Here is a 23,543-nt window from a genome sequence, read left to right as displayed (position 1 = left end):
TCTCCCAGCCCTCGCCAACCCCCGCGGCCTAGACTCTTCATATGGCTCAGCGGAACACCTGGCAGCGCGAACGTGTGCGCGAAGCACTCGCCGACGCGCGCGGATTCGTGAGCGCGCAGAGCCTGCACGCCGCGCTGCGCGACGACAACACCGGCATCGGCCTCGCCACCGTCTACCGTGCGCTGGCCGGACTCGCCGCCTCCGGAGACGCCGATTCGCTGCAGAGTCCCGAGGGCGAGGCGCTGTACCGCGCCTGCACCACGCAGGGCCACCATCACCACCTCATCTGCCGATCCTGCGGTCTGACCGTCGAGATCGAGGCCAAGGACGTCGAGCAGTGGGCGCACCGCACCGCGGCACTGCACGGCTTCACCGAGGCCGCCCACGTGGTCGACATCTTCGGGCTGTGCACCCCGTGTGCGAACAAGCGCGACGCCGAGAGGGCCGCGTCCGCGTGAGCTCCTCGGCAGCAACGGCGACCCGTCACGGCCACTCCCATCGCCCGGCGCCCTCGCCGCGATCGGCATGGATCGGCGTCGGCCTGGGCGCTGCCATCATCGCCGCGCTCTTCCTGATCGATGCCTTCCTGCCGACGCTGTTCCCCGCCTCGCTGCCCACCCGCGCGCAGGACGGGCTCACCCTCGCGCTGAGTGTGCTCATCGAAGCCCTGCCGTTCGTGATCCTCGGCGTGCTGCTCTCGATCGTGGTGCAGGTGTGGCTCCCGGCCGATGCGATCCACCGCTGGCTGCCGAAGCGCGCGTGGGCCCGCCGTGCGGTGCTGTCACTGCTGGGCATGCTGATCCCGGTGTGCGAGTGCGGCAACGTGCCCTTCGCCCGTGGCCTCATGATGCGCGGCCTCGCGCCGGCCGAAGCGATGACGTTCCTCATCGCCGCGCCGATCGTGAACCCGATCGTGATCCTCACCACGCACGCCGCTTTCGGCTGGGACGGTGGGATCCTCGTCGCCCGGCTCGTGGGCGGCTACCTCATCGCGAACCTCATCGGCTGGATCTACAGCCGCCACCCCGACCCGGACGGCATGCTCACCCAGCGCTTCGTCGACACCTGCGAGCTGGTCACCCACGAACCGGGCACGCCGGTGCGCCGCAGTCTCACCCAGTTCCTGATCGAGCTGCGCGCCGTCATGCCTGCACTCGTGATCGGCTCGGCGCTCGCCGGGGCCGTGCAGGTACTGATCCCGCGCGAGTGGCTGCTCGCGATCGGGTCGAACCCGGTGCTGTCGATCGTCGCCATGATGGCGCTCGCGATGACGGTGGCCATCTGCTCGAACGTCGATGCGTTCTTCGCGCTCTCGTTCGCCTCGACGTTCTCGTCCGGCGCCCTCGTCGCCTTCCTGCTCGTCGGTCCACTCGTCGACATCAAGATGCTGGCGCTCATGCGCACCACGTTCACCGCGCGCACGCTCGTCGGGATCGTCGGCATCGTGCTCGCCTCGGCTTTCGCGATCGGTATCGGGGTGAACGTCCTTGTCTGAGCAGACGGCGCGGTCCGAGCAGACCGCCACCCGCATACGTGCACTCGGCACCCGCTGGCTGGGTGTGGGGCTCGCGACCGTCATCTCGGTCGTCACCCTCGGCCTCGGTCTCACGGGGCGTCTCAACCTCTACATCAGCCCGGAGTCGGTGTGGTTCGCCTGCACCGCCGCGGTCGTGACCCTGGCCGGAGCGATCTGGTCGTGCACCCTCCCGTTGGGGGAGGAGAGCGACCACGGCCACGACCACGGGCCTGTGCCCGCTCCCGCAGTCCACGGTGATCACGACGGTGCGGATCACGACGGTGCGGATCACGACGGTGCGGATCACGACGGTGCTGATCACGATGGTGCCCCGGCCTCCTCTCGCCGCGCGCTCGCCGGAGTCGCGGCCGTCGCCGGCGGAGTCATCGCCTCGGGTGTCGTCGTGGCGGGTCTCGTCCTGCCGCCGGCCTCCCTGTCGGTCGAGCTCGCGATGTCGCGCGCGGGAGAGCAGAGCGCATTGTTCGCCGGCGCGGACTCGGTCGCTCTCGGCGTGGCCGACACGTCGACGTTCGGCGTCGGCGACTGGGCGAGTGTCTTCACGGCGGCGACGAACACGGCCGCCTACGACGGCGCCGCGGTGAAGCTCACGGGCTTCGTGACGCCGGGCGCGTCGGGAGACGACGGTGTGAACCTGACCCGTCTGGTCATCACGCATTGCGTGATCGATGCGCAGACCGCCGTTCTGCCCGTCGATGTGAAGCCCGACGAGTACGCGACCGGCCAATGGGTCGAGATCACCGGCACCGTGCGCGCGGATGCCGACGGCAAGCTCCGCATCGAGCCGACCGATGTCGTCGCGATCGATGAGCCGGGAGACCCCTATGAGTACTGACGATGAGCGCCCAGAGGTGCCCGCCGTCCCGCGCACCCGCGCGGAGATGCGTGCAGCGCGAGAAGCTGCCGAAGCGGCGGAGGCCGAGCGGATCGACCGCGCGGTGGCGTCTGCCGACCATGTCGCACCGCCCGCCGACCAGCCCACCCCGGCCGATCGGCCGGGCGATCAGCAACCTGCCGGTGCAGACGAAGCGGCTGCGCGCGAGGCGGCTGCGCGTGAAGCCGCTGCTCGTGAAGCCGCGGTCCGTGAGGCAGGTGACCGTGAGGTCGCGGAGCAGGAGGCCGCCGCCCGCAAGATGGCCGCCTTCGAGGCTGCGGCGCGCGAGGATGCGGAGGCGACCGCTCTTCCGCCCGTCCCCCTCGCGACCGAACCCGTGTTCGTCGGCGCCGCACCGGAACCCGTCGTCGAGAGCGCGGTGGCCGGTGCAGCGGCCGGTGCGGCGGCACAGGACGCGACAGCGGACCCGTATGCGCCGCCGATCCCCCGCGCCGCCGCCGAGCGCCGGGTCCCGCCCCCGCCGGGGAGCCGACGCCGGTTCGTGCTCACGGTTGCCGCGGTCCTCGGGGTGCTCGTCGTCGTCGGGACGGGGTTGGGCATCGCCAGCCTCCTTCAGGGCCCGCGCATCAGCGATGTGCAGGTCGATGCGGCACAGGCGATCGAATCGTCCGGCAGCCGCGTGATCCTCACTGCGAACCAGGCACTCGCCGACATCGACCCGGCGCAGGTCACGGTCGAGCCGGAGGTGCCCTTCACGGTGGATGCCTCGGGGCGCGGCGTGGGCGTGCGATTCACGGTCCCGCTCGACGACTCGACCGAGTACACGGTCCGTGTCGCCGATGTGGTCGGTGCCGGCGGTGGCCCGAAGACGACGCTGACCACGAGCTTCACGACGCCGCCGTCGAACATCTTCCTGCTGCGTCGCGATGTCGCGGGCAAGGACAAGATCTTCCTCACCGACCTCAGCGGCGAGAAGGCCGTCCCGGTCTTCGAGCACGACAAGATCAACGACTTCCGCGCGACCTCCACGCAGCTCGTGGTGTCGGTCGAGGAGGACGACGGGTCCCGCCTGCTCGTGATGGACCGCGACGGCAAGAACCAGCGCGAGCTCACTCTTCCCGGTGAGGGATACGTGGGCGCGATCCAGGTCTCCGAACGCGGCGGCCTCGTCGGCTACAGCTACTCCGACAAGGAGCTCAGCGACACCGAGGGGCGTGCGAGCGTGCTGGTCACCCAGTCGCTGAGCGGCGATGACGACCCGCAGATCATCGAGGTCGCCGGCGCCGAGGCGAGCGTCTTCGTCTGGCAGTTCGTGCCCGACAGCGCAGCCGTGCTGTTCATCGACTTCGACGGAGCCCTCTCGCTCGTCGACCGTTCGACCGACACGGGTGTGCAGTCCCTCGGCCTCGCGGCCACCATCCAGGGGATCTCCCGCGGCACCTACACGGCGATCGTCGAACGGCTCGACGGGGCCGTGGTCGAACTCAATCTCGCAGACGGGTCGGAGCAGCCGCTCGCGGCATCCGATCCCGACTACGGGACGGCGAGCTCGATCACGCCGTATCCCGGTGGCACGTTGCGCCACGTGATCGCTCGCGACGACGAGGGGCTGCCGATCGGACAGGTGGTCGTGCGCGTCGACGACGACGGCGCGGCGACCCCGCTGGTCGAGGTCGGATCCACGGACTCGATCCTGCAGGCCTGCGCGTCGCCGAGCGGCCAGTACGCCGCCGTCGTCGTCGCTCCCGACCTGGCGAACAACGCCTACGACGGGATGCTGCTGCCGCTGCCCGAGAACGTCGAGACCCACCTGATCGACATGGCTTCCGGCAAGGAGATCGTCGCCCTCACCGGCTTCGACGCCTCGTGGTGCCAGACGGCTCCGCGCTTCTGAGATGACGGACGGTCCCGACCTCCTCCGCGGCGTCGACCTGCCGCACGAAAGCCTGCGCCGTGCCGTCCGTGCAGACCTGAGCGCCTCTGCGGTCGACGTCGCACCGCGCCTGCTCGGAGGCGAGCTGCGCACGGTCGTCACGATCGGGAACGACTCCGTTCCCGTCGAGGTGCGGTTGCGCATCACGGAGGTCGAGGCATACCACGGGCAGGGCACGGGCGAGATCCCCGATCCGGGTTCTCATGCGCGCATGGGGCGCACGGCCCGCAACTCCACGATGTGGGGCGAGCCGGGCCACCTGTACGTGTACCTGAGCCACGGCATCCACTCGTGCGTGAACGTCGTGTGCGGCCCTGAAGGGCAGGGCGACGGCGTGCTGCTCCGGGCGGGCGAGATCGTGAGCGGCACGGAGGCGGCGGCCCTCCGACGTGGCGTCGCGCTTCCCCTTCGGCGCACGACGCTGCGGGACCTCGCCCGCGGGCCGGGTCGTCTCGGACAGGCGGTGGGATTGCGGCATCCCGTGCACGACGGGATCGACGCGATCACGGGTGGGGAGCGTCGCGGAGCACGAGCCGAGCTGTGGCTGGGTCCGCAGCGGGACGACGTGGCCAGCGGTCCGCGCGTCGGTGTCGCCGGCGTCGCCGGGACCGCGGCTTTCCCGTGGCGCTTCTGGATCGACGCGGACCCGACGGTGTCGCCGTTCCGATGGGGCAGGGGCGCGGCCGAGGCTGCTGCCGAACTCGCTTCGGGGGAGCCGGGATCGACCGCGTCGGCACCCGTGCTAAACTGACTCTTTGTCTGCGCACACTCCTGTGCGCAGTTCGCGTGCTTCCCCTTCTGCGGCCGAGAGATCGGCGGGTCGTGGTTGCGTGCAGACAAGGGATCTTGGGTGGGGCCGTCCGGCCTCACGGTATAGAAGGAGTCACATCATGGCAGCAGTGTGCCAGGTGACCGGAGCTGTTCCCGGCTTCGGACACAATGTCTCGCACTCGCACCGCCGGACGAAGCGCCGCTTCGACCCGAACGTGCAGAAGAAGACGTATTTCGTTCCCTCGCTCGGTCGTAAGATCACGCTCAACGTGTCCGCCAAGGGCATCAAGGTGATCGACGTCCGTGGCATCGAGAACGTGGTCAAGGACCTCCAGGCGAAGGGTGTGAAGCTCTAATGGCCAAGAAGGCTCAGGACGTACGTCCGATCATCAAGCTGCGTTCGACGGCAGGTACGGGATACACGTACGTGACCAAGAAGAACCGCCGCAACACCCCCGACCGCCTCGTGCTCAAGAAGTACGACCCGGTCATCCGTCAGCACGTCGAATTCCGAGAGGAGCGTTGATCAATGGCTAAGAAGAGCAAGATCGCTCGCAACGAGCAGCGCAAGGTCATCGTCGAGCGTTACGCCGAGCGTCGCGCCGAGCTGAAGAAGACCCTGGTCGACCCGAACGCCACCGACGAGGCCCGCGAGGCCGCTCGCGTCGGCCTGCAGAAGCTGCCGCGCAACGCGTCGCCGGCTCGCGTGCGTTCGCGCGACGTCATCGACGGCCGCCCCCGCGGTGTCCTCACGAAGTTCGGCATCTCGCGTGTCCGCTTCCGTGACATGGCACACCGTGGCGAGCTGCCCGGCGTGACCAAGTCGAGCTGGTAAGTCTCAGCAGACAGTCGAATGGGGCGAGGATCTTCGGATCCTCGCCCCTTTTCGCGTCCCCACCCTCACGTTCGCTCCGCGCCTCTGTCTCCTCTGTCTCCTGTCTCCTGTCTCCTGTCTCCTGTCTCTGTCTCCTGAAGCGCCACGCGAAGGGCGGACTTCTCGCTGATAGGCGGACTTCGGTGATGGGGTTCGCCGCCCATCACGAGGAAGTCCGCCCGAAGACTGCCCCTGCACAGCGAGTAGCCACTGCTAAGGAGTGAACAGAGGGCGGATCTGTGGCGCTGCGGGGCCGTCGAGGCGCGGCAGGCTCGAGGCATGGATGTCGTGCGCGCCCTCACAGCCAGGAACGGGATCGCGCGGGTCGTCACCATGCGCCGAGCGGGGGTCACCGAGCACGCGCTGCGCCAAGCGGTGCGCGCAGGGGCGGTGGTCTCGGTGTGCCGGGGGTGGGTGGGGCTCCCCGGTGCGGACCCGATGCTCGTCGCGGCGGCGAAGCGAGGAGTCGTGCTCAGTTGCGTCACCGTTGCCGCGCGGAAGGATCTGTGGGTGACGGCCGTATCGCGACCGCACCTGGCGGCACCCCCGAAGTCCGGTCACGCGAAGGATGCTCGTGGGGTCGTGCACTGGAGCCGGCCGATCTTCCCTCGAGATCCGGATCTGCTCGAGGACTCGATCGAGAACGCGCTCGTGCTCGTGGCGCGCTGTCAGCCATATGAAGATGCGCTCGCGACCTGGGAGTCCGCGATGCGGGCAGGGGCCGTGGACCCCGACGTGCTCGAACGGGCACCCCCGCCGCCGGCGGCGAGACGGCTCCTGGGCGACGCCCGTCCCTTCGCCGACGCGGGGACGGAGACCATCTTCCGCACGCGGATGGCATGGCTGGACCTGCCGATCACGCCGCAGGTCTGGATCATCGGGCACCGAGTGGACTTCTTGATCGGCGAACGACTCGTCGTGCAGATCGACGGTGGGCATCATGTCGGAACCCAACGCACGAGCGATATCGCGCACGACGCCGAGCTGATGCTCCGCGGCTATCACGTGATCCGCATCGGCTACGACCAGCTCATGAACCACTGGGCGGACGTGCAGAGCCTGATCCTGGCTGCGATCGCTCAGCGCCTCCATCTTGCGCGCTGATCCCCGCACCTCTGCACTCCGCGACGGGCGGAGAACTCCCCGTCGGGCGGAGCCTCTCGGGAACATCCTCCGCCCATCGGCGAGAACTCCTCCCCACACGGGGTGTGGAGGTGTGGGGGGTGGGGGTGTGGGGGACGGGGAGGACCGCGTCGCGCCGGCTTTCGCGCGCACGTCCAGCGCCGTGATCAAGGCGCACTGGCCCCGTTGAGGGCCTTGGTTTCTGTGACTGGAGTGACAAAAGTGACGCGACACGCCCAGTAATTGCCCAAAACCCGCGAAATGACGCGGAAATGAGGGTGGTGGTTGGTACATTCGAGGCGGTCGCTAGACCAGGAGCACCCGCTCCGATACCCACAACGATGCGACGGGATCTCGTCGCTGGAGGATGACATGGCTGACAAGTCCATCACCAAGACCGAGCTCGTCGCGAGCATCGCAAGCGCCACGGGCCAGAGCCAGGCCACCGTCTCCGGTGTCCTCGACTCGCTGTTCGCCACGGTCTCCGACGCTGTTGCCAAGGGCAGCAAGGTCTCCATCCCGGGCTGGATCTCCTTCGAGCAGGTCGACACCGCTGCTCGCACGGGCCGCAACCCGCAGACCGGCGCCGAGATCAAGATCCCGGCCGGCAAGCGCGTCAAGGTGACCGCTGGTTCCAAGCTCAAGGCTGCCGTCAAGTAATTCGACCGCACCTCTTCGAAGGCCGCTCCCGTTCCGACGGGAGCGGCCTTCGTGCTTTCTCACCGCCGGTCGCGCCTAGGCTGGAGGGGTGAGTTCCCGCAGCGAGTCGACGAGTCGGATTTCGGCGTATCGAATCGCGGGAATCGTCATCCTCCTGCTCGCCGCGATGGCAGCCCTCGTGCTGGCGCTGCTCGTCGGCGGAGGCGCCAAGCCGCCGCTCCTGCAGGATCCGGGGCCGTTCGTGCTCTGGGGCACGCCGATCGCCAAGCTCGTCATGAACATCTCGGGCGCGGTCATGCTCGGCTCGCTCGTGCTCGCGCTGTTCGGACTGCGCGCGGGGGACCGATCATTCGATGCCGCCCTGAACATCGCCTCGGTGGGAGCGGCCGTGTTCACGGTCTCCGCGGGTCTCGCCGGCTTCCTCGCCTTCATGGCCGCCTTCAACCCGAAGCTCAGCATCGAGCGCGAGTTCGGCACGCAGCTCGGTCGATTCCTGCTGGAGCTGCCGCTGGGGCAGTCCTGGCTCATCACCACCATCTTCGGTGCGATCATCACGGTGCTGGCGTTCGCGTGGCGTTCGTGGACACCCACACTGATCACGGCCCTCCTCGCCGCCGCATCCTTCCTCCCGCTCGCGACTCAGGGCCATGCCGGCGACCTCGCCGGGCACAACATGGCCGTCAACTCGATCCTGTTGCACACGATCGGCGCCGCCGTCTGGCTCGGCGGTCTCCTGCTCCTGGTCCTGCTGCGCGGACGAGCCGATGTCGACACCGCGCAACTCGTCGGGCGCTACTCGTCGCTCGCGATCGCCGCTTTCGCCGTGGTCGCCGTGTCGGGCGTCACCCGGTCCATCGTCGCCGTCGGCAGCTGGGATGCGCTGTGGGCGACGCCCTACGGCTGGATCGTGCTGGCCAAGGTCGCACTTCTGGGAGGAATGGGGCTGCTGGGGGCCTGGTACCGCGCCCGCCTGATCCCCAAGCTCTCCGGTCAGCGCGCGGCCGGCTGGTTCTGGCTCCTCGTGCTGTGCGAGGTCGCGCTGATGGGTCTCGCCTCGGGTGCTGCCGCCGCACTCGCACGCACACCTCCCCCCACCGGGGAGGTCGCCGCGTTCGCCCAGACCCCCGCGCAGATCCTCACCGGCTCGACGCTGCCGCCGGAACTGACGATCGAGCGCTGGTTCACCGCCTGGGACTTCGACGTGCTCTGGCTCGTCGCCGCCGGCTTCGGACTGTTCCTCTACCTGGCAGGAGTGCGGCGGCTGCGACTGCGCGGCGACCGCTGGCCGATCCATCGCACCGTGTTCTGGGTGCTCGGCATGCTGATGCTCGTCTGGGTGACCAGCGGACCGCTCAACGCCTACCAGGAATACCTCTTCAGCATCCACATGATGGGCCACATGATGCTGTCGATGGCGATCCCGCTGCTGATGGTGTCCGGTGCCCCCATCACCCTCGCTCTGCGTGCGATCCACAAACGCGACGACGGCACCCGAGGCGGTCGCGAGTGGATCATGTGGGCCGTGCACTCGCCCTTCGCCCGCGTCGTGACGCACCCGTTCGTGGCGGCGGCGATCTTCATCCTGTCGCTCTGGGCGTTCTACTTCACCGACCTCGTGCGCTGGTCGATGTACGAGCACCTCGGCCATGAGTGGATGGTCATCCACTTCCTGATCTCGGGCTACCTCTTCGTGATGAGCCTGATCGGCGCCGACCCGGTGCCCTACCGTCTGCCCTACCCCGGTCGTCTGATCACCCTGATCGCGGTGATGGCGATGCACGCCTTCTTCGGCATCGCGATCATGATGCAGGAGGGCCTCATGGTGGCCGACTGGTTCGGGTCGATGGGCCGTGACTGGGGCGTGGACCCGCTGCAGGATCAGTACGTGGGTGGCGGCATCGCCTGGTCGATCGGCGAGATCCCCACGCTCATCCTCGCGATCACGGTCGCGATCCAGTGGAGTCGCAGCGACACCAAGCTGCAGCGCCGCGCGGACCGGCACGCCGATCGCACGGGAGACGCCGAGCTCGAGGAGTACAACGCCAAGCTGGCTGCCCTCGCCGAGCGCGACGAGCGGGAGCAGCGCGCAGGCCGCTGAGGCCGGCTCGCTCGGGCGTCAGCCGACGGGCTGCTCTCCGGGGGAGCCGATCCTGATCGACGCGGTGCCGTCGGGAAGGATCGCGATCGTTCCCGTGAGCTGGAAGGGGACGTCTTCCGACAGCGGCTGGGTCTTGCCGTCGAACAGCGACTTGATGTCGACGTCGACGTGAGCGACCGCATCCGTCGTCGGGATCTGCCACTGCCCGCCGTCGGGGGTGACCGTGACCCGTGGCTGGGTCGCGATCGACCACTTCGGGGCCGAGGCGAGGCGGTTCGTGACCCGCAGGCCGAACGGGCAGGCCGTCGGCTGCAGCACCTCCTGCGTCGTGCACTCGGTGAGGAAAGCCTCGACGCGCTCCTGCACCACGTCGATGAACTCGTCGGTCGGCTCGGTCTGCACATCGAGCGGCGTGACGGCGAGGGGGGTGTCGGCGAGCACTCCGTGGCCGGAGGCCGTCGATATGGGGGTGTCCACCGTGATCGCATACAGTCCGGGGGTGAACACCAGCAGCGGCAGCGGGTCGAGGGGGACGGCATCGGCGCCGTCGATCGACACCTGACGCCGATCGACCTCGAACCCGTTCACGGCGAACTTGTCCGCACCGCGAACCGTGAGATCCACGACGGCCAGGGGGCTCGTCGTGAAACGCCAATGGGGGGTGACTCCCGCCCATCCGTCCTGTTCGATCAGGAACGTACTGGTCCCGGGGTGGCCGCTCGCCTGGTAGCTGACGGTGACGGCGGTGCCGCCGTCTGCGGGTTTCTCCGACGTCACCGTCACGTCGGTCAGAGGCGCGAGCGCGGCGCGGCGGAGCATCGCCTCGGATGCCGCGGGGTCGATGCCCGCGGCATCGAGTGTCTCGCGGTCGATCGCGACCCCGGGAACACGCAGCGCGTCAGCGGCGCGACCGGAGGAGAGCAGGTCGAGGTAGCGGACCACGAACGCCGACGGTCCGTAGAACTGCTGATACAGCGTGACGCCGCCGGCTCCGAGTGCGGCGACGAGCATCATGCCGACGACAGCGAGCATCGCCAGGTCGACCCCCAGGCGCGCGCGCCGGGGCGCGCTCGCACGTGCCCGGTCCATGGCGTCAGTCTAGGAGGGTGTCCTGGGGGGACGCCGAGCGTCGGCGGGCGTGCGCGGATGCCGGGCCGTAGCATGGACGAGCGCCCTGTCCGCCCGCTGCCCCTGTGAGAACCGTGTCCCTTCCCGCCCTGTCCGAGGAGCAGCAAGAGCTGTTCCGCCTCATCGAGGACACCGGCGAGCACGTCTTCATCACCGGTCGAGCCGGGACCGGCAAGTCGACCCTCCTGCAGCATTTCGCGTGGAACACGAAGAAGCAGATCGCCATCTGCGCGCCCACGGGCGTGGCGGCGCTCAACGTCGAGGGGCAGACGATCCACTCGCTGTTCCGCCTGCCGATCGGTCTGATCGGGGACGCCGACATCGATCAGAACGACGCGACCCGTCGCATCCTGAACGCCATCGAGACGCTCGTGATCGATGAGATCTCGATGGTCAACGCGGATCTTATGGATGCGATCGACCGCTCCCTGCGCCAGGCGCGGGGGCGCAGGGGCGAGCCGTTCGGCGGCGTGCAGGTCGTCATGTTCGGAGACCCGTACCAGCTGGCGCCCGTGCCGCCCCGCGGTGATGAGGCCCGCTACGTGCAGGACCACTACCGCTCGTTCTGGTTCTTCGATGCGAAGGTGTGGGCAGGGACCGGCGGCGGTACCGGCGAGTCCGATCAGGACGGACTCTTCGCGGTCGACTCGCGGGCCGAACTGCACGTACGCGAACTCGTGCAGATCCACCGCCAGTCCGACGACGGGTTCAAGGCCATGCTGAACGCCGTGCGCTACGGACGGGTCACCGCCGAGATCGCCGGGGTGCTGAACGCCCAGGGAGCGCGGACCCCACCGGACCCGGAGCCGGGGGAGGTGCCGATGATCACGCTCGCGACCCGCAACGACATCGTGAACAGCATCAACAGTCGTCACCTGGCCGCATTGCCGGGCAAGGAGCAGACCGCACGTGCCGAGGTGAGCGGAGACTTCGGGCGGGGCGAGGCCGCGCTCCCCGCCGAGTCGGAGCTGAAGCTGAAGGTCGGAGCGCAGGTCATGTTCCTGCGCAACGACACCGCGATGTCGGGGGAGCCGCCGCGGTGGGTCAACGGCACCATCGGCACGGTCGTACGCATCCTCGGCAGCGCTGTGCGTGTCGACATCGACGGCGAGGAGGTCGACGTCGAACCGGCCGTGTGGGAACGGTTCCGCTACGCGTACGACCAGAACACCAAGAAGCTCTCCCGTGACGTGGTCGCGGAGTTCACCCAGTTCCCGTTGCGCTTGGCGTGGGCGGTCACGATCCACAAGTCGCAGGGCAAGACCTACGAGCGGGCGATCATCGACCTCGGCTCCGGGGCGTTCGCACCGGGGCAGACCTACGTCGCGCTCAGCCGGCTGACCTCGCTCGACGGGCTCTACCTGTCGCGTGCGCTGCGACCCCGTGACATCCGGGTCGACGAAGACGTGCGCCGGTTCATGCGCGACGCCTGGCTCGCGGCATCGACCCCGGAGCTGCCGAAGAGCTGAAGGCCCGACCCTGGCTCAGGCTCCGGCAGCGGCTCCGGCTCTCGCAGCGGTTCAGGCAGCGGCGCGCGCGCGGTCGAGGTCTTCGAACAGCTCGGTGTTGAAACGGTAGGCGAGGAGCACCTCGTCGATCACGCGCTCGCGCTCGGCATCGTCCCAGGGAGCGGCGTCGAGCTGCTCGCGGTACACGTCCTTGAAGGCGGCCGGATCCGCGATGTCGTCGAACAGGTAGAAGCCGATGCCGTTGGTCTCGAAGCCGAAGCGGCGTGCCATCACGCGTCCGATGAAGATGCCTCCGGAGAGGTCGCCGAGGTAGCGGGTGTAGTGGTGGGCGACGAAACCGCCGGCCCACGTGGCGCCCACCTGACGGATGCGGTCGACGTAACGCTGCGTGGTGGGCAGCGCGACGATCCGCTCACGCCAGTCGGCACCGAGCAGGAACTCGAGGTCGGCTTCGAGCGCGGGTAGACGCGTGAGTTTGTCGGTGATGAAGACCGAGGCGACCGGATCCTGGCGCATGCGCTCGCCGGCGCCCTCGAGGGCCTCGTAGATGAAGTAGTGCTGTGCGACGAGGGAGATGTAGTCCTCGCGCGATCCCTCGCCCTTCAGGAGGTCGGACATGAAGCCGGCGGTTTCGCTGCGGGAGTGCGATCCGGACGAACGCTCGCGCAGGGCGGCGGAGAAGGAGAGGATCTCGGGCATGAGGCCAGTGTAAGGGTTACCTAACCCCGGAGGGAAGCCGGATCCGTCAGGCGTGCGGGCGAGGTTCGACGCCGAGCCGGGCGCAGGCGGCGTCGTACAGCGCCACGACCTCACGGCGCACCGAGGGGCGGTCGTCGATCGGGCCGCCGGGCCACGGCACGCGCAACTCGGTGACGGCGCCGTCGTGTGTGATCTCCCACAGCCCGCCGTCCCCGTCGAAGCCGGTCATGATCGATGCGGTGATCTCCGCATCCGACGGCTCCGCGAACGCCCGGGCGATGAGGATGTTGTCATCGGTGTGGTCGCCGTTCATGTGGCGGAGGACGGCGGTGATCACGTCGGCATCGAAGGTGTGGGGCATGACGACAACCTTATGCGGGGCTCGACGTCTGCTCCGGGGCCGACTTTCAGCATCGGCGCTCTAGACTCGGGAGACACGTCTTCGGGGGTTCTTTCCATGCAGCTTCTCTCGTCGCGCCGGTGGCGCGCCGCAACGGCCACGGCGGCTGTGCTCGCTCTCGCTCTCACCGGATGCTCTTCCGAGGAGTCCTTCTCGTACACGCCCCCCGCTCAGGTCGACGGGGCGCTCCCCGATGACACGGTCGCCGCGATGCAGGCCGCCGTCGACAACGCCCTCGTCGCGTCCGGTGCGACGGGCGCGATCGTCGGTGTCTGGGCGCCGTGGAGCGGGAGCTGGGTGGCCGGCATCGGCACGCAGGACCGCGAGGGCGGAGCCGAGGTGTCGACCGACATGTCTTTCCGCATCGCCGACGTGACCCGTCTGATGACCTGCGACGTGCTCTATGCCCTCGCCGACCGCGATGTGGTCGAACTCGATGCGAACGTCGCGGACTACGTCTCGGGTGTCGCCGACATGCGAGACGAGGGCATCACCCTCCTCGACCTCTGCAACGGCACCAGTGGGGCGGGATCCTCCGAGGGAACCGTCAAGTCGGCGTGGCTGAACACCCCCGACCGGGTCTGGTCTCCTCTGGAGCTGGCCGGTTTCGGCCTGGCGCGTGAGCGCGTCGCCCCGCACACCACCTTCCGCGACTCGGATGCCGGCTACCTCCTGCTGGGGCTAGCCCTCGAACGCGCCTCGGGGATGACCGCCTCCGAGCTGATCGCCGAATACGTCACCGAGCCCCTCGGGCTCCCGGACACTTCGCTGCCGAGCCCGACCCCTGCGCCGCCGGGAACCGGAGCGGTACTGAACGGTCATTTCCTCAACGCCGTCGAAGGCGGGTTCGACTGCGCCGCCCCCGTCGACATCACGAAGCTGTCTTCCAGCTCGGGCTTCACCGACTCCGGTGTCGTGTCGACCATCACCGACCTGGGTCGCTACGCACAGGCGGAGGCGCAGCAGGCGCTGCGCACCAAGGAGAAGCCGGACCGCTTCGGTGAGCCGCTCCCGGCTGCCGACGGAGCCGACTCCTGGTTCCAGGCCACGGGTGGTGCCTACCTCGTGGGATCGATGATCGGTCAGCACGGCTGGACGCCCGGATACGCCACGGCGGCGTACTCCGACCCTGCCACCGGGTTCACCGTGGCCGTCGTGCTCAACGACTCGACGGCCGGGGCGCAGTTCGCCCAGCAGCTCTCGTGGGAACTCGCCGCCATCGCCTCCAAAGCCCCGGCCGCTGCGGGGCAGACCGCGCCCGAGTTCGGCCTTCCGTTCACGGCCGAGCAGTACCACCAGGCGATCGCCGATACCGCGATCCCCTGCGTGGCCCCGCCCGCTGCGGAGTGATCCCGCTCTGACCGACAGGAACGCGAAGGGGCGACGATGGCGATCATCGACAATGCGATCTACGTGGATGGCGTCCGCACCGAGAATCCGGTGACCCTCAGCGAGACCTTCGAGCGCATGCGGGAGCGTGGCGGCATGGGGTGGATCGGCCTCTATCGGCCGAGCGAGGAGGAGATCCGCGCGGTCGCGGACGAGTTCGGCATCCATGCGCTCGTCGTGGAGGACGCCCTCTCCGGTCACCAGCGCGCCAAGCTCGAACGCTACGGCGAGGTGCTGTTCATGGTGCTGAGGCCGGCGCGTTATCTCGACGACGTCGAGGAGGTCGAGTTCGGCGAGGTGCACGTGCTCGTCGGCCCCGACTTCGTCGTGACGATCAGGCATGCGGAGTCACCGGACCTCGCGCGCGTCCGCCGACGGCTGGAGGCCGACCCCGCCCTCCTCGCCCGTGGTCCCGAGGCCGTGATGTACGCGATCCTCGATGAGGTCGTCGACGAGTACACGCCCGTCCTCGCCGGGCTCGAGAACGACATCGACGAGATCGAGAGCCAGCTGTTCGAGGAGAACACCGACGCCACCCAGCGCATCTACGACCTGGGGCGGGAGGTCATCGACTTCCAGCGGGCCACGCAGCCGCTGTCGGGCATGCTGGAGGCCCTGCTGCGCGGGTCGGACAAGTACCAGGTGACCGAAGAGCTGCAGCGGTATCTCCGCGACGTGCTGGATCACACCCTGCGCGTCAGTGACCGCGCCACGACGTTCCGCACCGTCCTCGACAACGCGCTCACCGTCGAGTCGACGATCGTCGCGCGTCGCCAGAACGAGGAGATGCGGCGGATGACGGAGCTCAGCATCCGTCAGAACGACGAGGTCAAGAAGATCTCGGGATGGGCGGCGATCCTGTTCGCCCCGACGCTCGTCGGCACGATCTACGGCATGAACTTCGATCACATGCCCGAGCTGCACTGGCTCCTCGGTTACCCGATGGCGGTCGGGATGATGATCGCGCTGGGCTTCGGGCTCTACGCGGCCTTCAAGCGCAAGGGCTGGCTCTAGAGCCGGGCCGCGCGTCAGTCCTCGGAATCGGCCTCGGAATCGGCCTCGGGCATTCCGGGACCGGGCCCCGGACGCACCGGTGCCCCCGGGGCGATGTCGATGCGGGTGTTGCCTTCGTGCTCGCTGACCTCGACGCGGGGGGGCGGCGTCGGCCTCGGTGGCGTCCGGTGCGGACGTCAGCTGATCGTGCCGCTTCTCCGCGCTCGTCATCTCGTCGGCGGACGTGTGCTCAGGCGTGCTCATGGTTCTCCTTCTGGTCGTGGACGGGCTCGCCGTCGGGGCGGGCGTTCTTCTTCTCGGAGTGCTTCCTGCCCCAGCGCGCCAGCGCGTACAGCACGCCTCCGACGGCGAGCAGTATCGCGCCGAACAGCCAGACGGCCGGTCGCTGCTGGGTGAGGAGCAGGATGCAGGAGCCGACGCCGAGCACGGGGACGAAGGTCCACACGCGGAAGTGATCGTTGTCGACGCGGTCTCGGCGCAGCACCAGCACGGACACGTTGACGCTGAGGAAGACGACGAGGAGGAGCAGGACCACCGTCTCGGCGAGCGTCGCCAGATCGCCGACGAGCGTCAGCCCCATCGCCACGAGGGTGGTGGTGAGGATCGCGACCCAGGGGGTCTTCCGCTTCGGGAGCACGCGGCCGAGGGCGGCGGGCAGCAGGCCCTGCTCGGCCATGCCGTAGGTGAGACGGCTGACCATGATCATCGTCAGCAGTGCGCCGTTGGCGACCGCGACGAGCGCGATGAGGCTGAACAGCCAGGAGGGGATGCTGACGCCGGTGGCCTCGACCACGGCGAGCAGGGGACCGCTCGAATCCTGCAGTTCGGCAGGTGGGAGGGCGATCGAGCTCGCCAGACCGACGAGCACGTAGACCGCTCCGGCCGTGAACAGGGCGCCGAAGAGGGCACGAGGGTACGTCCGGCGCGGATCCTTCACCTCTTCGATCATGTTCGCGGACGTCTCGAACCCGACGAACGAGTAGTAGGCGATGACGGCACCGGACAGCACTGCGACGGCGACGCTCGTCCCTTCCGGCGCCTCCGCGACACGGGAGACGTCGCCGCCTCCGCCGCCCACGAAGACCGCGACCACGGCGATCACGATGACCAGGCCGCTCAGCTCGATCGCGGTCATCACGAGGTTCGCGCCCATGGACTCGCGGATGCCGCGGGCGTTCAGGAGGCCGACCAGGGCGAGGAAGGCGATCGCGACCGGGATCGTCGGCAGATCGAGGAACGTGCCCAGGTAGTCGCCCGCGAACGCGATGGCGAGGCCGGCCGCACTCGTGACTCCTGCGGCGAGCATGCTGAATCCCACCAGGAACGACACCAGCGGACTGTGGAATGCCCGCTCCGCGAAGACGGCGGCTCCTCCGGCGCGCGGATACTTCGTGACGAGTTCCGCATAGGAACCCGCGGTGAGCATGGCGAGCAGCAGTGACAGGAGCAGGGGCGCCCACAGCATCCCGCCCACCTTCTCGGAGAGCACCCCCATCAGGGCGTAGATGCCTGCGCCCAGCACGTCCCCGAGGATGAACGCGAACAGGAGGGGGCCGGTGATCGCCCTCCGCAGCCGGGTCGAGGTCTCGGCGGCGGGCGCGGTCTCCGTGGTCATCCTCGAACGGTACGGGGAAGGGCGAAGAGCGGCCATGGGGTTGACATCGCTCGCCCCCGCCATTGCCCCGAGATCGGTATCCGTGATTCCATCGGGGCATCGTGAGCACACACAGCGTCTTCAATCAGGCCCCGCCGCGCGTCGATGTCGACGAGTACGCGGCGAACATCGCGCTGACCGAGGCGGTGCGGCTGCACGGCGCGGAGTGGGCGGACGAGGCGTTGCGGGGCATCGGTCGTCGCGTCGGGTCGGCGGGCTTCCAGGACGACGCCCGGCGGGCGAACCGGAACGAGCCCGTGCTGCGCACGCACGACCGCTGGGGCGAGCGCATCGACGAGGTCGAGTACGACCCCGCCTATCACCGGGTCATCGGCGCAGCCGTCGCCGACGGGGCGCACACCGCCGCATTCGCCGATCCCCGTCCGGGGGCCGGCGCCGCTCGCGCCGCCACGTTCATGCTCTACGCGCAGGTCGAGCCCGGTCATGCGTGTCCGGTGTCGATGACGCATTCGGCCGTTCCCGTGATCGCCTCGCATCCGCGCCTCGCGGAGGAGTGGATGCCCCGGCTGCTGTCGCGTTCGTACGAGCCCGGACTGCGCCTCGGAAAGCCCGGCGCCCTGTTCGGCATGGCCATGACCGAGAAGCAGGGCGGGTCCGATGTGCGGGCGAACACCACGTCCGCCGTGCCGCAGGGCGACGGGCGCTATGCGCTGACCGGCCACAAGTGGTTCTGCTCCGCACCGATGTCGGACGCCTTCCTGGTGCTCGCGCAGGCGCCGGGTGGGCTGTCGTGCTTCCTGCTGCCGCGGCTGCTCGACGACGGCACGCGCAATCGGCTGCGTTTCCAGAGACTCAAGGACAAGCTGGGCAACCGGTCGAACGCCTCGAGCGAGGTGGAGTACGAGCAGGCCGAGGCGACCCTCGTGGGGGAGGAGGGGCGCGGCGTGCGCACCATCATCGACATGGTCACCCGCACACGGCTCGACTCGATGCTCGGCTCGCTGGCCGGCATGCGCCAGGGGGTCGCCGAGGCCGCCTGGCATGTGCGGCATCGATCGGCGTTCGGGCGCACCCTCATCGATCAGCCCGCGATGACGGCCGTGATCGCCGACCTGCAGCTCGAGGTCGAGGCGGGGACGGCGGTCGCGATGCGGCTCGCCCGTGCGTACGACGATGACGCCTCGGCACAGGATCGGGCGTTCCGCCGGCTGGCGACGGCGGTCATGAAGTACTGGGTGTGCAAGCGCGCGCCCGGCCACGCCGCCGAGGCGCTGGAGTGCCTCGGGGGCAACGGCATCACGACGGACTGGCCCCTCGAGATGCGGTACCGCGAGCAGCCGGTGATGGCGATCTGGGAGGGCTCGGGCAACGTGATCGCGCTCGACGTGCTGCGGGCGCTCGCCCGAGAACCCGAATCGCTCGAGGCCTTCGACGCCGAGGTGTCGGCGGTGCGGGGTGTGGACTCCCGGTTCGACGCCCATCTGGACCGCACGAGGCGTCTGGTGGCAGAGGCGGCGGCGGATCCGATGCCGGACGCCTCGGCGCGCAGGCTCGTCGAGGCCCTCGCGCTGACCCTGTCGGCGGCACAGCTGCTGCGCGCGGCGCCCGCCGTGGTCGCCGACGGGTTCATCGCCACCCGCATCGACGGCGGTTCCGGCCTGTTCGGTGCGCTGCCCCGAGGCGTGGACAGCGCCGCGATCGCCGCTCGCGCGTAGTTCAGCGAATTCACAGAAAGCCCGCGCGGCTCCCGATATTCCGGTCGGCGCAGCGATAGCGTCAGTGCCGCAAGAGGGGGGCGTCGACCGGAGTGAGCGGCCAAACGAGCCTCCTCTCCCACGAATCCCCAAGACAAAGGGCTCTCTCATGACTGGTACGGCACGCAAGGCGCTCGCAGAAGCGATCGCCACCTTCCTCTTCGTCCTCGCGATCATCGCGGCGGTCAACAGCGGCAGCCCGCTGACCCCGCTCGCGATCGGCTTCACCCTGATGGTGCTCGTGTACTCGACGGGTCACATCTCGGGTGCACACCTGAACCCGGCCGTCTCGGTCGGTGTGTTCCTGCGCGGCGGCCTCAGCGTCGTCGACTTCATCGCCTACCTCATCGCCCAGTTCGTCGGTGGTGCCGTGGCAGCGCTCGTCGCGCTCGCCGTGTGGCCCGCCGGGGACAAGGCCATGGTCATCGAGGTCGGGCCGGCGTTCCTCGTCGAGGCCCTCTTCACGCTGATCCTGGTGTGGGTCGTGCTCAACACCGCCACCTCGAAGGACACCGCGGGCAACTCCTTCTACGGTCTCGCGATCGGTGCGACCGTCTTCGTCGGTGCGGCCACGGTCGGATCGATCTCGGGCGGCGGCTTCAACCCGGCCGTCGCGCTCGGCCTCTCGGTCAGCGGTCACTTCGCGTGGAGCTCGCTGTGGCTGTACATCGTCGCCCCTGTCGTCGGCGCCGTGATCGCCGCGATCCTGTTCCGCGTGCTCAACACGGACGACGCCAAGAAGATCGCCGCCGCGGAGTAACCCGCAGCGGGAACGAAGCGCCGCATCCTCGTCGGAGGGTGCGGCGCTTCTGCGTGCGGCGATCGTCGCCGGGTGCACATGTCGGGAGAACGCACGGAGGTCGACAAGAAGAGTGTCGAATCGTCCTGCATCCGTGAATCCGTCCGACGGGTGACCGAGTGTCGGGTCAGCCGGCCGGGACCGAGGCGACGGCGGTCGGACCCGTGCCCGACGACACCGCATCGCGCGATAGTGCATCGCGAGACAGTGCATCACGAGACAGAGCGCTGCGGGCACGGGCCGCCGCCACGACCATCACGACGAGCGCGATGCCGGTGAGGATCGCTCCCATCCAGATCGGCGAGGTGTAGCCGAGCCCTGCCGAGATGCCCATTCCGCCCGCCCACGCACCGAGCGCGTTGCCGATGTTGAAGGCGCCGATGTTGGCGCCGGAGGCGAGGGTGGGCGCTCCGCCGGCGTACTGCATGACGCGGCTCTGCAGCCCGGGGACCGTGCCGAACCCGAACCCGCCCATCAGGAACAGGGCGATGATCGTGGCGATGCCCGACTGCGCGGCGACCGAGAACAGGGCGAGCACCATCACGAGGGCGGCGATGAAGATGACCAGGGTGCGGTCGATCGCACGGTCGGCGAGTCGTCCGCCCAGCCAGTTGCCGAGCACGAGGCCGGCGCCGAAGAGCACGAGCAGCCACGGCACGGTCGAGGTCGCGAAGCCGCTCACCTCGGTGAGCGTGTAGGCGATGTAGGTGAAGGCTCCGAACATCCCGCCGAACGCGAGGATCGTGACGACGAGCGAGAACCACACCTGACCGGAGCGGAAGGCGGACAGTTCGCTGCGCAGGCTGACGTGTGCGGTCGGCCGCGGGAGACGGGGGACCAGCAGCGCGATGCCGACGAAGGCCAGCACGCCGATGCCGGAGATCGCCCAGAACGTCGAGCGCCAGCCCAGCTCCTGGCCGAGGAAGGTGCCGAACGGCACGCCGAAGACGTTCGCGGCGGTGAGGCCGGTGAACATGATGGCGATGGCGCCCGCCTTCTTCTCGGGGGCGACGAGGCCGGCCGCGACGACGGAGCCGATGCCGAAGAACGCGCCGTGGCAGAGGGCGGCGATGATGCGGCCGAGCATGGCGATGCCGTAGTCGTCGGCGAGTGCGGTGAGAACGTTCCCGATGATGAACAGCACGATGAGGCCGAGCAGCACGGGCTTCTTGGGCAGTCGGGTCGCCGCGGCGGTGAGCACGAGGGCACCGACCACGACGGCCAGCGCGTAGCCGGAGATGAGCCAGCCGGCGGCGGACTCGGTGACGCCGAAGTCGTGCGCGACCTCGGGCAGCAGGCCCATGATGACGAACTCGGTGAGTCCGATGCCGAACGCCCCGATGGCGAGGGCGATCAGTCCTAGAGGCATGACGATTCTCCTGGTACATTGGTGGGGATACTTGCAGACGCGGCATATTGCGCATCGAAGGACAATGATTGCACACGCAAGTATCCGGCGCAAGCAACTATCTCGGAGGATGGCCATGGGTATCGGTGACGACGCGGTGGAGGTGCGCGCGCAGGGGTGGCGGACGCTCGCCGCCCTGCACGGCCTGATCGAGACGGCCCTGGAGCGCAGCCTGGCCGACGCCGCCTCGCTCTCGGTGGTCGAGTACACGGTGCTGGATGCGCTCGACCGTCAAGACGGATGGCATATGCGCATGCAGCAGCTCGCCCGAGCCGCGGCCCTGAGTCCCAGCGCCACGACACGCCTGGTCAACCGTCTGGAAGACCGCGGACTCCTCACCCGGATCCTCTGCGCCGACGATCGTCGGGGCATCTACACCGAGCTCACCCCCGCAGGGCGTGAGCTCTACGAGCGGGCTCGACCCATCCACGACGCCGCCCTCGCGCAGGTGCTCGAAGATGCCGCGGCGCAGCCGGAACTCGCCCCCGTCGTCGACGCGCTGCACGGCGTCGCGCTGCCGGCGCTCGCCGCGGGCTGATCGAGACGCATGCACGGCTCCGCTGCGCCCTCCTCCCGCACCCTCCTCGTCGGCTCCGGCAAGATCGCCGCGCGCCTGGCGCCACAGTTCCTCGAAAACGGCGAGGTGTACGCGCTGCGTCGAAGCGACAGTCCTCCTCCTGCGGGTGCGATCGGGATCCGCGCCGACCTGGCGGCGCCGCTCGCCGCGCGGCTTCCCACGGTCGACCGCATGCTCGTCACGCTCCCACCCGGTGACACCCCCGCCGCCTATCGCACCGCGCTGACGCATCTCGCCGCCGCCCTGCCGGCGATCCCCGCGCGCACGGTGTTCGTGTCGTCGACCGGGGTCTTCGACGGTTCGGGGTCGGCGCGGCCGATCACCGAGCGGGATCAGCCCGGGCCCACGAGCATGCGCTCGCGAGGGCTTCTCGACGGGGAGCGGGCAGCGGTCGAGATCTTCGACGCGACGATCGTGCGGCCGGCGGGAATCTACGGACCCGGACGCGAGTACCTTCTGCGCACGGTGCGCGCGGGGGTGGCGGTGGAACATGCGCGACGTACCAACCGCATCCACGAGACCGACCTCGTCCGCACGCTCGAGATGCTGCTGCGGATGCCGGAGCCGCCACGACTCCTGCACGCCGTGGACGAGAGCCCTGCTCCGCTCGGCGACGTCGTCACGTTCATCGCACGCGAGCTGGGGGTCGAGGTGCCGCCGGATATCGCCTCGGCGGAACCGGGCGGGTTCGTCTATGACGGCACCCTCCTGCGGTCCATGCTCGGCCGCCTCGACTACCCCACCTATCGAGAGGGTTACGTCGCGATGATCGCCGGCTCGGCCGCGTAGCCTGGGGCCATGACGAACACAGCCGCACGCACCGCCATCGACGTCGTCGACTGGCGGCGTCGGGTCTTCGCCCTGTACGACGCCGTTCGGATCGCCGACTCCCCGGAGGAGGCGCACGAGCTCTGGCGGATCGAACGGGACGAACTGATGCTCCGCCATCCCGCCACCCCGCTGCTGTCGGAGGATCGGGCGCTCTTCGAAGGACTCCCGATCGCCTCGTACGATCCGCAGTGGCGATTCGAACTGCCTGTCCTCGCCGCCGATGAGGGAGGCTTCGAGTTCGCGACCGGCACCGACGGCATCGTTCCGTTCGAGCGCGTCGGTCGGGTCGAGATCCCCGACGCCGGGTCGCTCGACGTCTGGCGGCTGAAGTCCTACGGCGGCGGTCTCTTCATCCCGCTGCGCGACGCGCTCGCCGGTCGTCCCGGCGGAACCTACGGCGGCGGGCGCTACCTGATCGACACGATCAAGGGTGCCGACCTGGGGTCGGATGCGGACGGCGGCACGATCGTGCTCGACTTCAACTTCGCCTACAACCCTTCGTGCGCGTACGACCCGGCGTGGGCCTGCCCGCTCGCGCAGCCGGGCAACGTGCTCCCGGTGCCGGTCCCGGTGGGCGAGATGTACGGAACTCCGTCCTCCTGAACGTCCCGTTCCGCGGGCCGCTGCGCGGGA

At 69.2% G+C, this 23,543-nt stretch carries 24 protein-coding genes; 19 read left to right on the top strand and 5 right to left on the bottom strand.

The genetic code is table 11. The features are described from left to right. Positions 1-41: 41 nt before the first annotated feature. From DW307_RS10455 to DW307_RS10405, 11 genes are all read left to right on the top strand, one after another. Entirely contained in the window at positions 42-458 is a 417-nt protein-coding gene (locus tag DW307_RS10455; protein ID WP_021201611.1) for a Fur family transcriptional regulator, read from the top strand. After that, positions 455-1,495, top strand: a complete 1,041-nt coding sequence (locus tag DW307_RS10450) for a permease (protein WP_021201612.1) — start codon at positions 455-457, stop codon at positions 1,493-1,495. Before DW307_RS10455 ends, DW307_RS10450 begins: the two co-directional genes overlap by 4 nt. Next, the gene (locus DW307_RS10445; RefSeq protein WP_231924893.1) at positions 1,488-2,369 is read left to right on the top strand and encodes a TIGR03943 family putative permease subunit; all 882 of its coding nucleotides are present in this window, start codon (positions 1,488-1,490) and stop codon (positions 2,367-2,369) included. The genes DW307_RS10450 and DW307_RS10445 overlap by 8 nt, the downstream gene beginning before the upstream one ends. Then, entirely contained in the window at positions 2,359-4,263 is a 1,905-nt protein-coding gene (locus tag DW307_RS10440) for a hypothetical protein (RefSeq protein ID WP_240750603.1), read from the top strand. Before DW307_RS10445 ends, DW307_RS10440 begins: the two co-directional genes overlap by 11 nt. 1 nt (position 4,264) lies before the next feature. Then, complete coding sequence (locus DW307_RS10435; RefSeq protein ID WP_136024675.1) at positions 4,265-5,053, top strand: DNA-3-methyladenine glycosylase; 789 nt, start codon at positions 4,265-4,267, stop codon at positions 5,051-5,053. A gap of 139 nt (positions 5,054-5,192) precedes the next feature. Next, positions 5,193-5,429: a 50S ribosomal protein L28 gene (rpmB, locus tag DW307_RS10430; RefSeq protein ID WP_017203559.1), complete on the top strand. Its 237-nt coding sequence runs from the start codon at positions 5,193-5,195 to the stop codon at positions 5,427-5,429. Continuing rightward, positions 5,429-5,599: a 50S ribosomal protein L33 gene (rpmG, locus tag DW307_RS10425; protein WP_017203558.1), complete on the top strand. Its 171-nt coding sequence runs from the start codon at positions 5,429-5,431 to the stop codon at positions 5,597-5,599. Before rpmB ends, rpmG begins: the two co-directional genes overlap by 1 nt. Positions 5,600-5,602: 3 nt before the next feature. Then, entirely contained in the window at positions 5,603-5,908 is a 306-nt protein-coding gene (gene rpsN, locus DW307_RS10420) for a 30S ribosomal protein S14 (protein WP_017829734.1), read from the top strand. Between the two features lie 318 nt (positions 5,909-6,226). Further along, complete coding sequence (locus DW307_RS10415; protein ID WP_136024674.1) at positions 6,227-7,051, top strand: endonuclease domain-containing protein; 825 nt, start codon at positions 6,227-6,229, stop codon at positions 7,049-7,051. Positions 7,052-7,441: 390 nt separating this feature from the next. Further along, positions 7,442-7,729 (top strand): HU family DNA-binding protein, encoded by a 288-nt coding sequence (locus DW307_RS10410; RefSeq protein ID WP_017203554.1) that lies wholly within the window; start codon positions 7,442-7,444, stop codon positions 7,727-7,729. Positions 7,730-7,895: 166 nt separating this feature from the next. After that, positions 7,896-9,827 (top strand): cytochrome c oxidase assembly protein, encoded by a 1,932-nt coding sequence (locus DW307_RS10405; protein ID WP_136024780.1) that lies wholly within the window; start codon positions 7,896-7,898, stop codon positions 9,825-9,827. Positions 9,828-9,845: 18 nt separating this feature from the next. On the opposite strand, the gene DW307_RS10400 is transcribed toward DW307_RS10405, so the two are convergent. Then, positions 9,846-10,916, bottom strand: a complete 1,071-nt coding sequence (locus DW307_RS10400) for a hypothetical protein (protein ID WP_021201618.1) — start codon at positions 10,914-10,916, stop codon at positions 9,846-9,848. A 113-nt stretch (positions 10,917-11,029) separates the two neighbouring features. Between DW307_RS10400 and DW307_RS10395 the strand changes: the two genes are divergently transcribed. Further along, the gene (locus DW307_RS10395; RefSeq protein WP_029264824.1) at positions 11,030-12,424 is read left to right on the top strand and encodes an ATP-dependent DNA helicase; all 1,395 of its coding nucleotides are present in this window, start codon (positions 11,030-11,032) and stop codon (positions 12,422-12,424) included. A gap of 51 nt (positions 12,425-12,475) precedes the next feature. On the opposite strand, the gene DW307_RS10390 is transcribed toward DW307_RS10395, so the two are convergent. Beyond that, positions 12,476-13,123: a biliverdin-producing heme oxygenase gene (locus tag DW307_RS10390; protein ID WP_021201620.1), complete on the bottom strand. Its 648-nt coding sequence runs from the start codon at positions 13,121-13,123 to the stop codon at positions 12,476-12,478. A 46-nt stretch (positions 13,124-13,169) separates the two neighbouring features. Continuing rightward, the gene (locus DW307_RS10385; RefSeq protein WP_029264823.1) at positions 13,170-13,484 is read right to left on the bottom strand and encodes a DUF2470 domain-containing protein; all 315 of its coding nucleotides are present in this window, start codon (positions 13,482-13,484) and stop codon (positions 13,170-13,172) included. Between the two features lie 96 nt (positions 13,485-13,580). Here DW307_RS10385 and DW307_RS10380 point away from each other — a divergent pair, with 96 nt between their 5' ends. Continuing rightward, a complete protein-coding gene (locus tag DW307_RS10380) occupies positions 13,581-14,873 on the top strand; it encodes a serine hydrolase domain-containing protein (RefSeq protein ID WP_136024672.1) in 1,293 nt (430 codons plus the stop codon). A gap of 36 nt (positions 14,874-14,909) precedes the next feature. Further along, complete coding sequence (gene corA / locus DW307_RS10375; protein ID WP_021201623.1) at positions 14,910-15,926, top strand: magnesium/cobalt transporter CorA; 1,017 nt, start codon at positions 14,910-14,912, stop codon at positions 15,924-15,926. Between the two features lie 229 nt (positions 15,927-16,155). Here corA and DW307_RS10365 read toward each other — a convergent pair whose 3' ends face one another. Then, positions 16,156-17,541, bottom strand: a complete 1,386-nt coding sequence (locus DW307_RS10365; RefSeq protein ID WP_136024671.1) for an APC family permease — start codon at positions 17,539-17,541, stop codon at positions 16,156-16,158. Positions 17,542-17,642: 101 nt separating this feature from the next. On the opposite strand from DW307_RS10365, the gene DW307_RS10360 reads away from it, so the two are divergent. Continuing rightward, positions 17,643-19,256 carry an acyl-CoA dehydrogenase family protein gene (locus DW307_RS10360; RefSeq protein ID WP_136024670.1) on the top strand — a complete coding sequence of 538 codons (1,614 nt, stop codon included), beginning with the start codon at positions 17,643-17,645 and terminating at the stop codon, positions 19,254-19,256. A 148-nt stretch (positions 19,257-19,404) separates the two neighbouring features. After that, positions 19,405-20,055 (top strand): MIP/aquaporin family protein, encoded by a 651-nt coding sequence (locus DW307_RS10355; RefSeq protein WP_021201627.1) that lies wholly within the window; start codon positions 19,405-19,407, stop codon positions 20,053-20,055. Between the two features lie 166 nt (positions 20,056-20,221). Here the strand turns inward: DW307_RS10355 and DW307_RS10350 are convergent, their stop codons facing one another. After that, positions 20,222-21,463, bottom strand: coding sequence for an MFS transporter (locus tag DW307_RS10350; RefSeq protein WP_168441022.1), 1,242 nt, complete (start codon positions 21,461-21,463; stop codon positions 20,222-20,224). Positions 21,464-21,578: 115 nt separating this feature from the next. Here DW307_RS10350 and DW307_RS10345 point away from each other — a divergent pair, with 115 nt between their 5' ends. From DW307_RS10345 to DW307_RS10335, 3 genes are read left to right on the top strand one after another with little or no spacing between them, the layout of a single operon-like run. Beyond that, on the top strand, positions 21,579-22,040 hold the full coding sequence (locus DW307_RS10345; RefSeq protein WP_136024669.1) for a MarR family winged helix-turn-helix transcriptional regulator: 462 nt from the start codon (positions 21,579-21,581) through the stop codon (positions 22,038-22,040). Between the two features lie 9 nt (positions 22,041-22,049). Next, positions 22,050-22,868, top strand: coding sequence for a sugar nucleotide-binding protein (locus tag DW307_RS10340; protein ID WP_136024668.1), 819 nt, complete (start codon positions 22,050-22,052; stop codon positions 22,866-22,868). 9 nt (positions 22,869-22,877) lie between these two features. Then, positions 22,878-23,513: a DUF1684 domain-containing protein gene (locus tag DW307_RS10335; protein WP_029259390.1), complete on the top strand. Its 636-nt coding sequence runs from the start codon at positions 22,878-22,880 to the stop codon at positions 23,511-23,513. The last annotated feature ends 30 nt before the right edge of the window (positions 23,514-23,543 follow it).

It is taken from the genome of Microbacterium sp. K27 (assembly GCF_004794435.1).
GTDB lineage: Bacteria > Actinomycetota > Actinomycetes > Actinomycetales > Microbacteriaceae > Microbacterium > Microbacterium maritypicum_A.
Note: the sequence above shows the minus strand (reverse complement) of the source record. Positions and strands in the feature narration are given on the sequence as shown.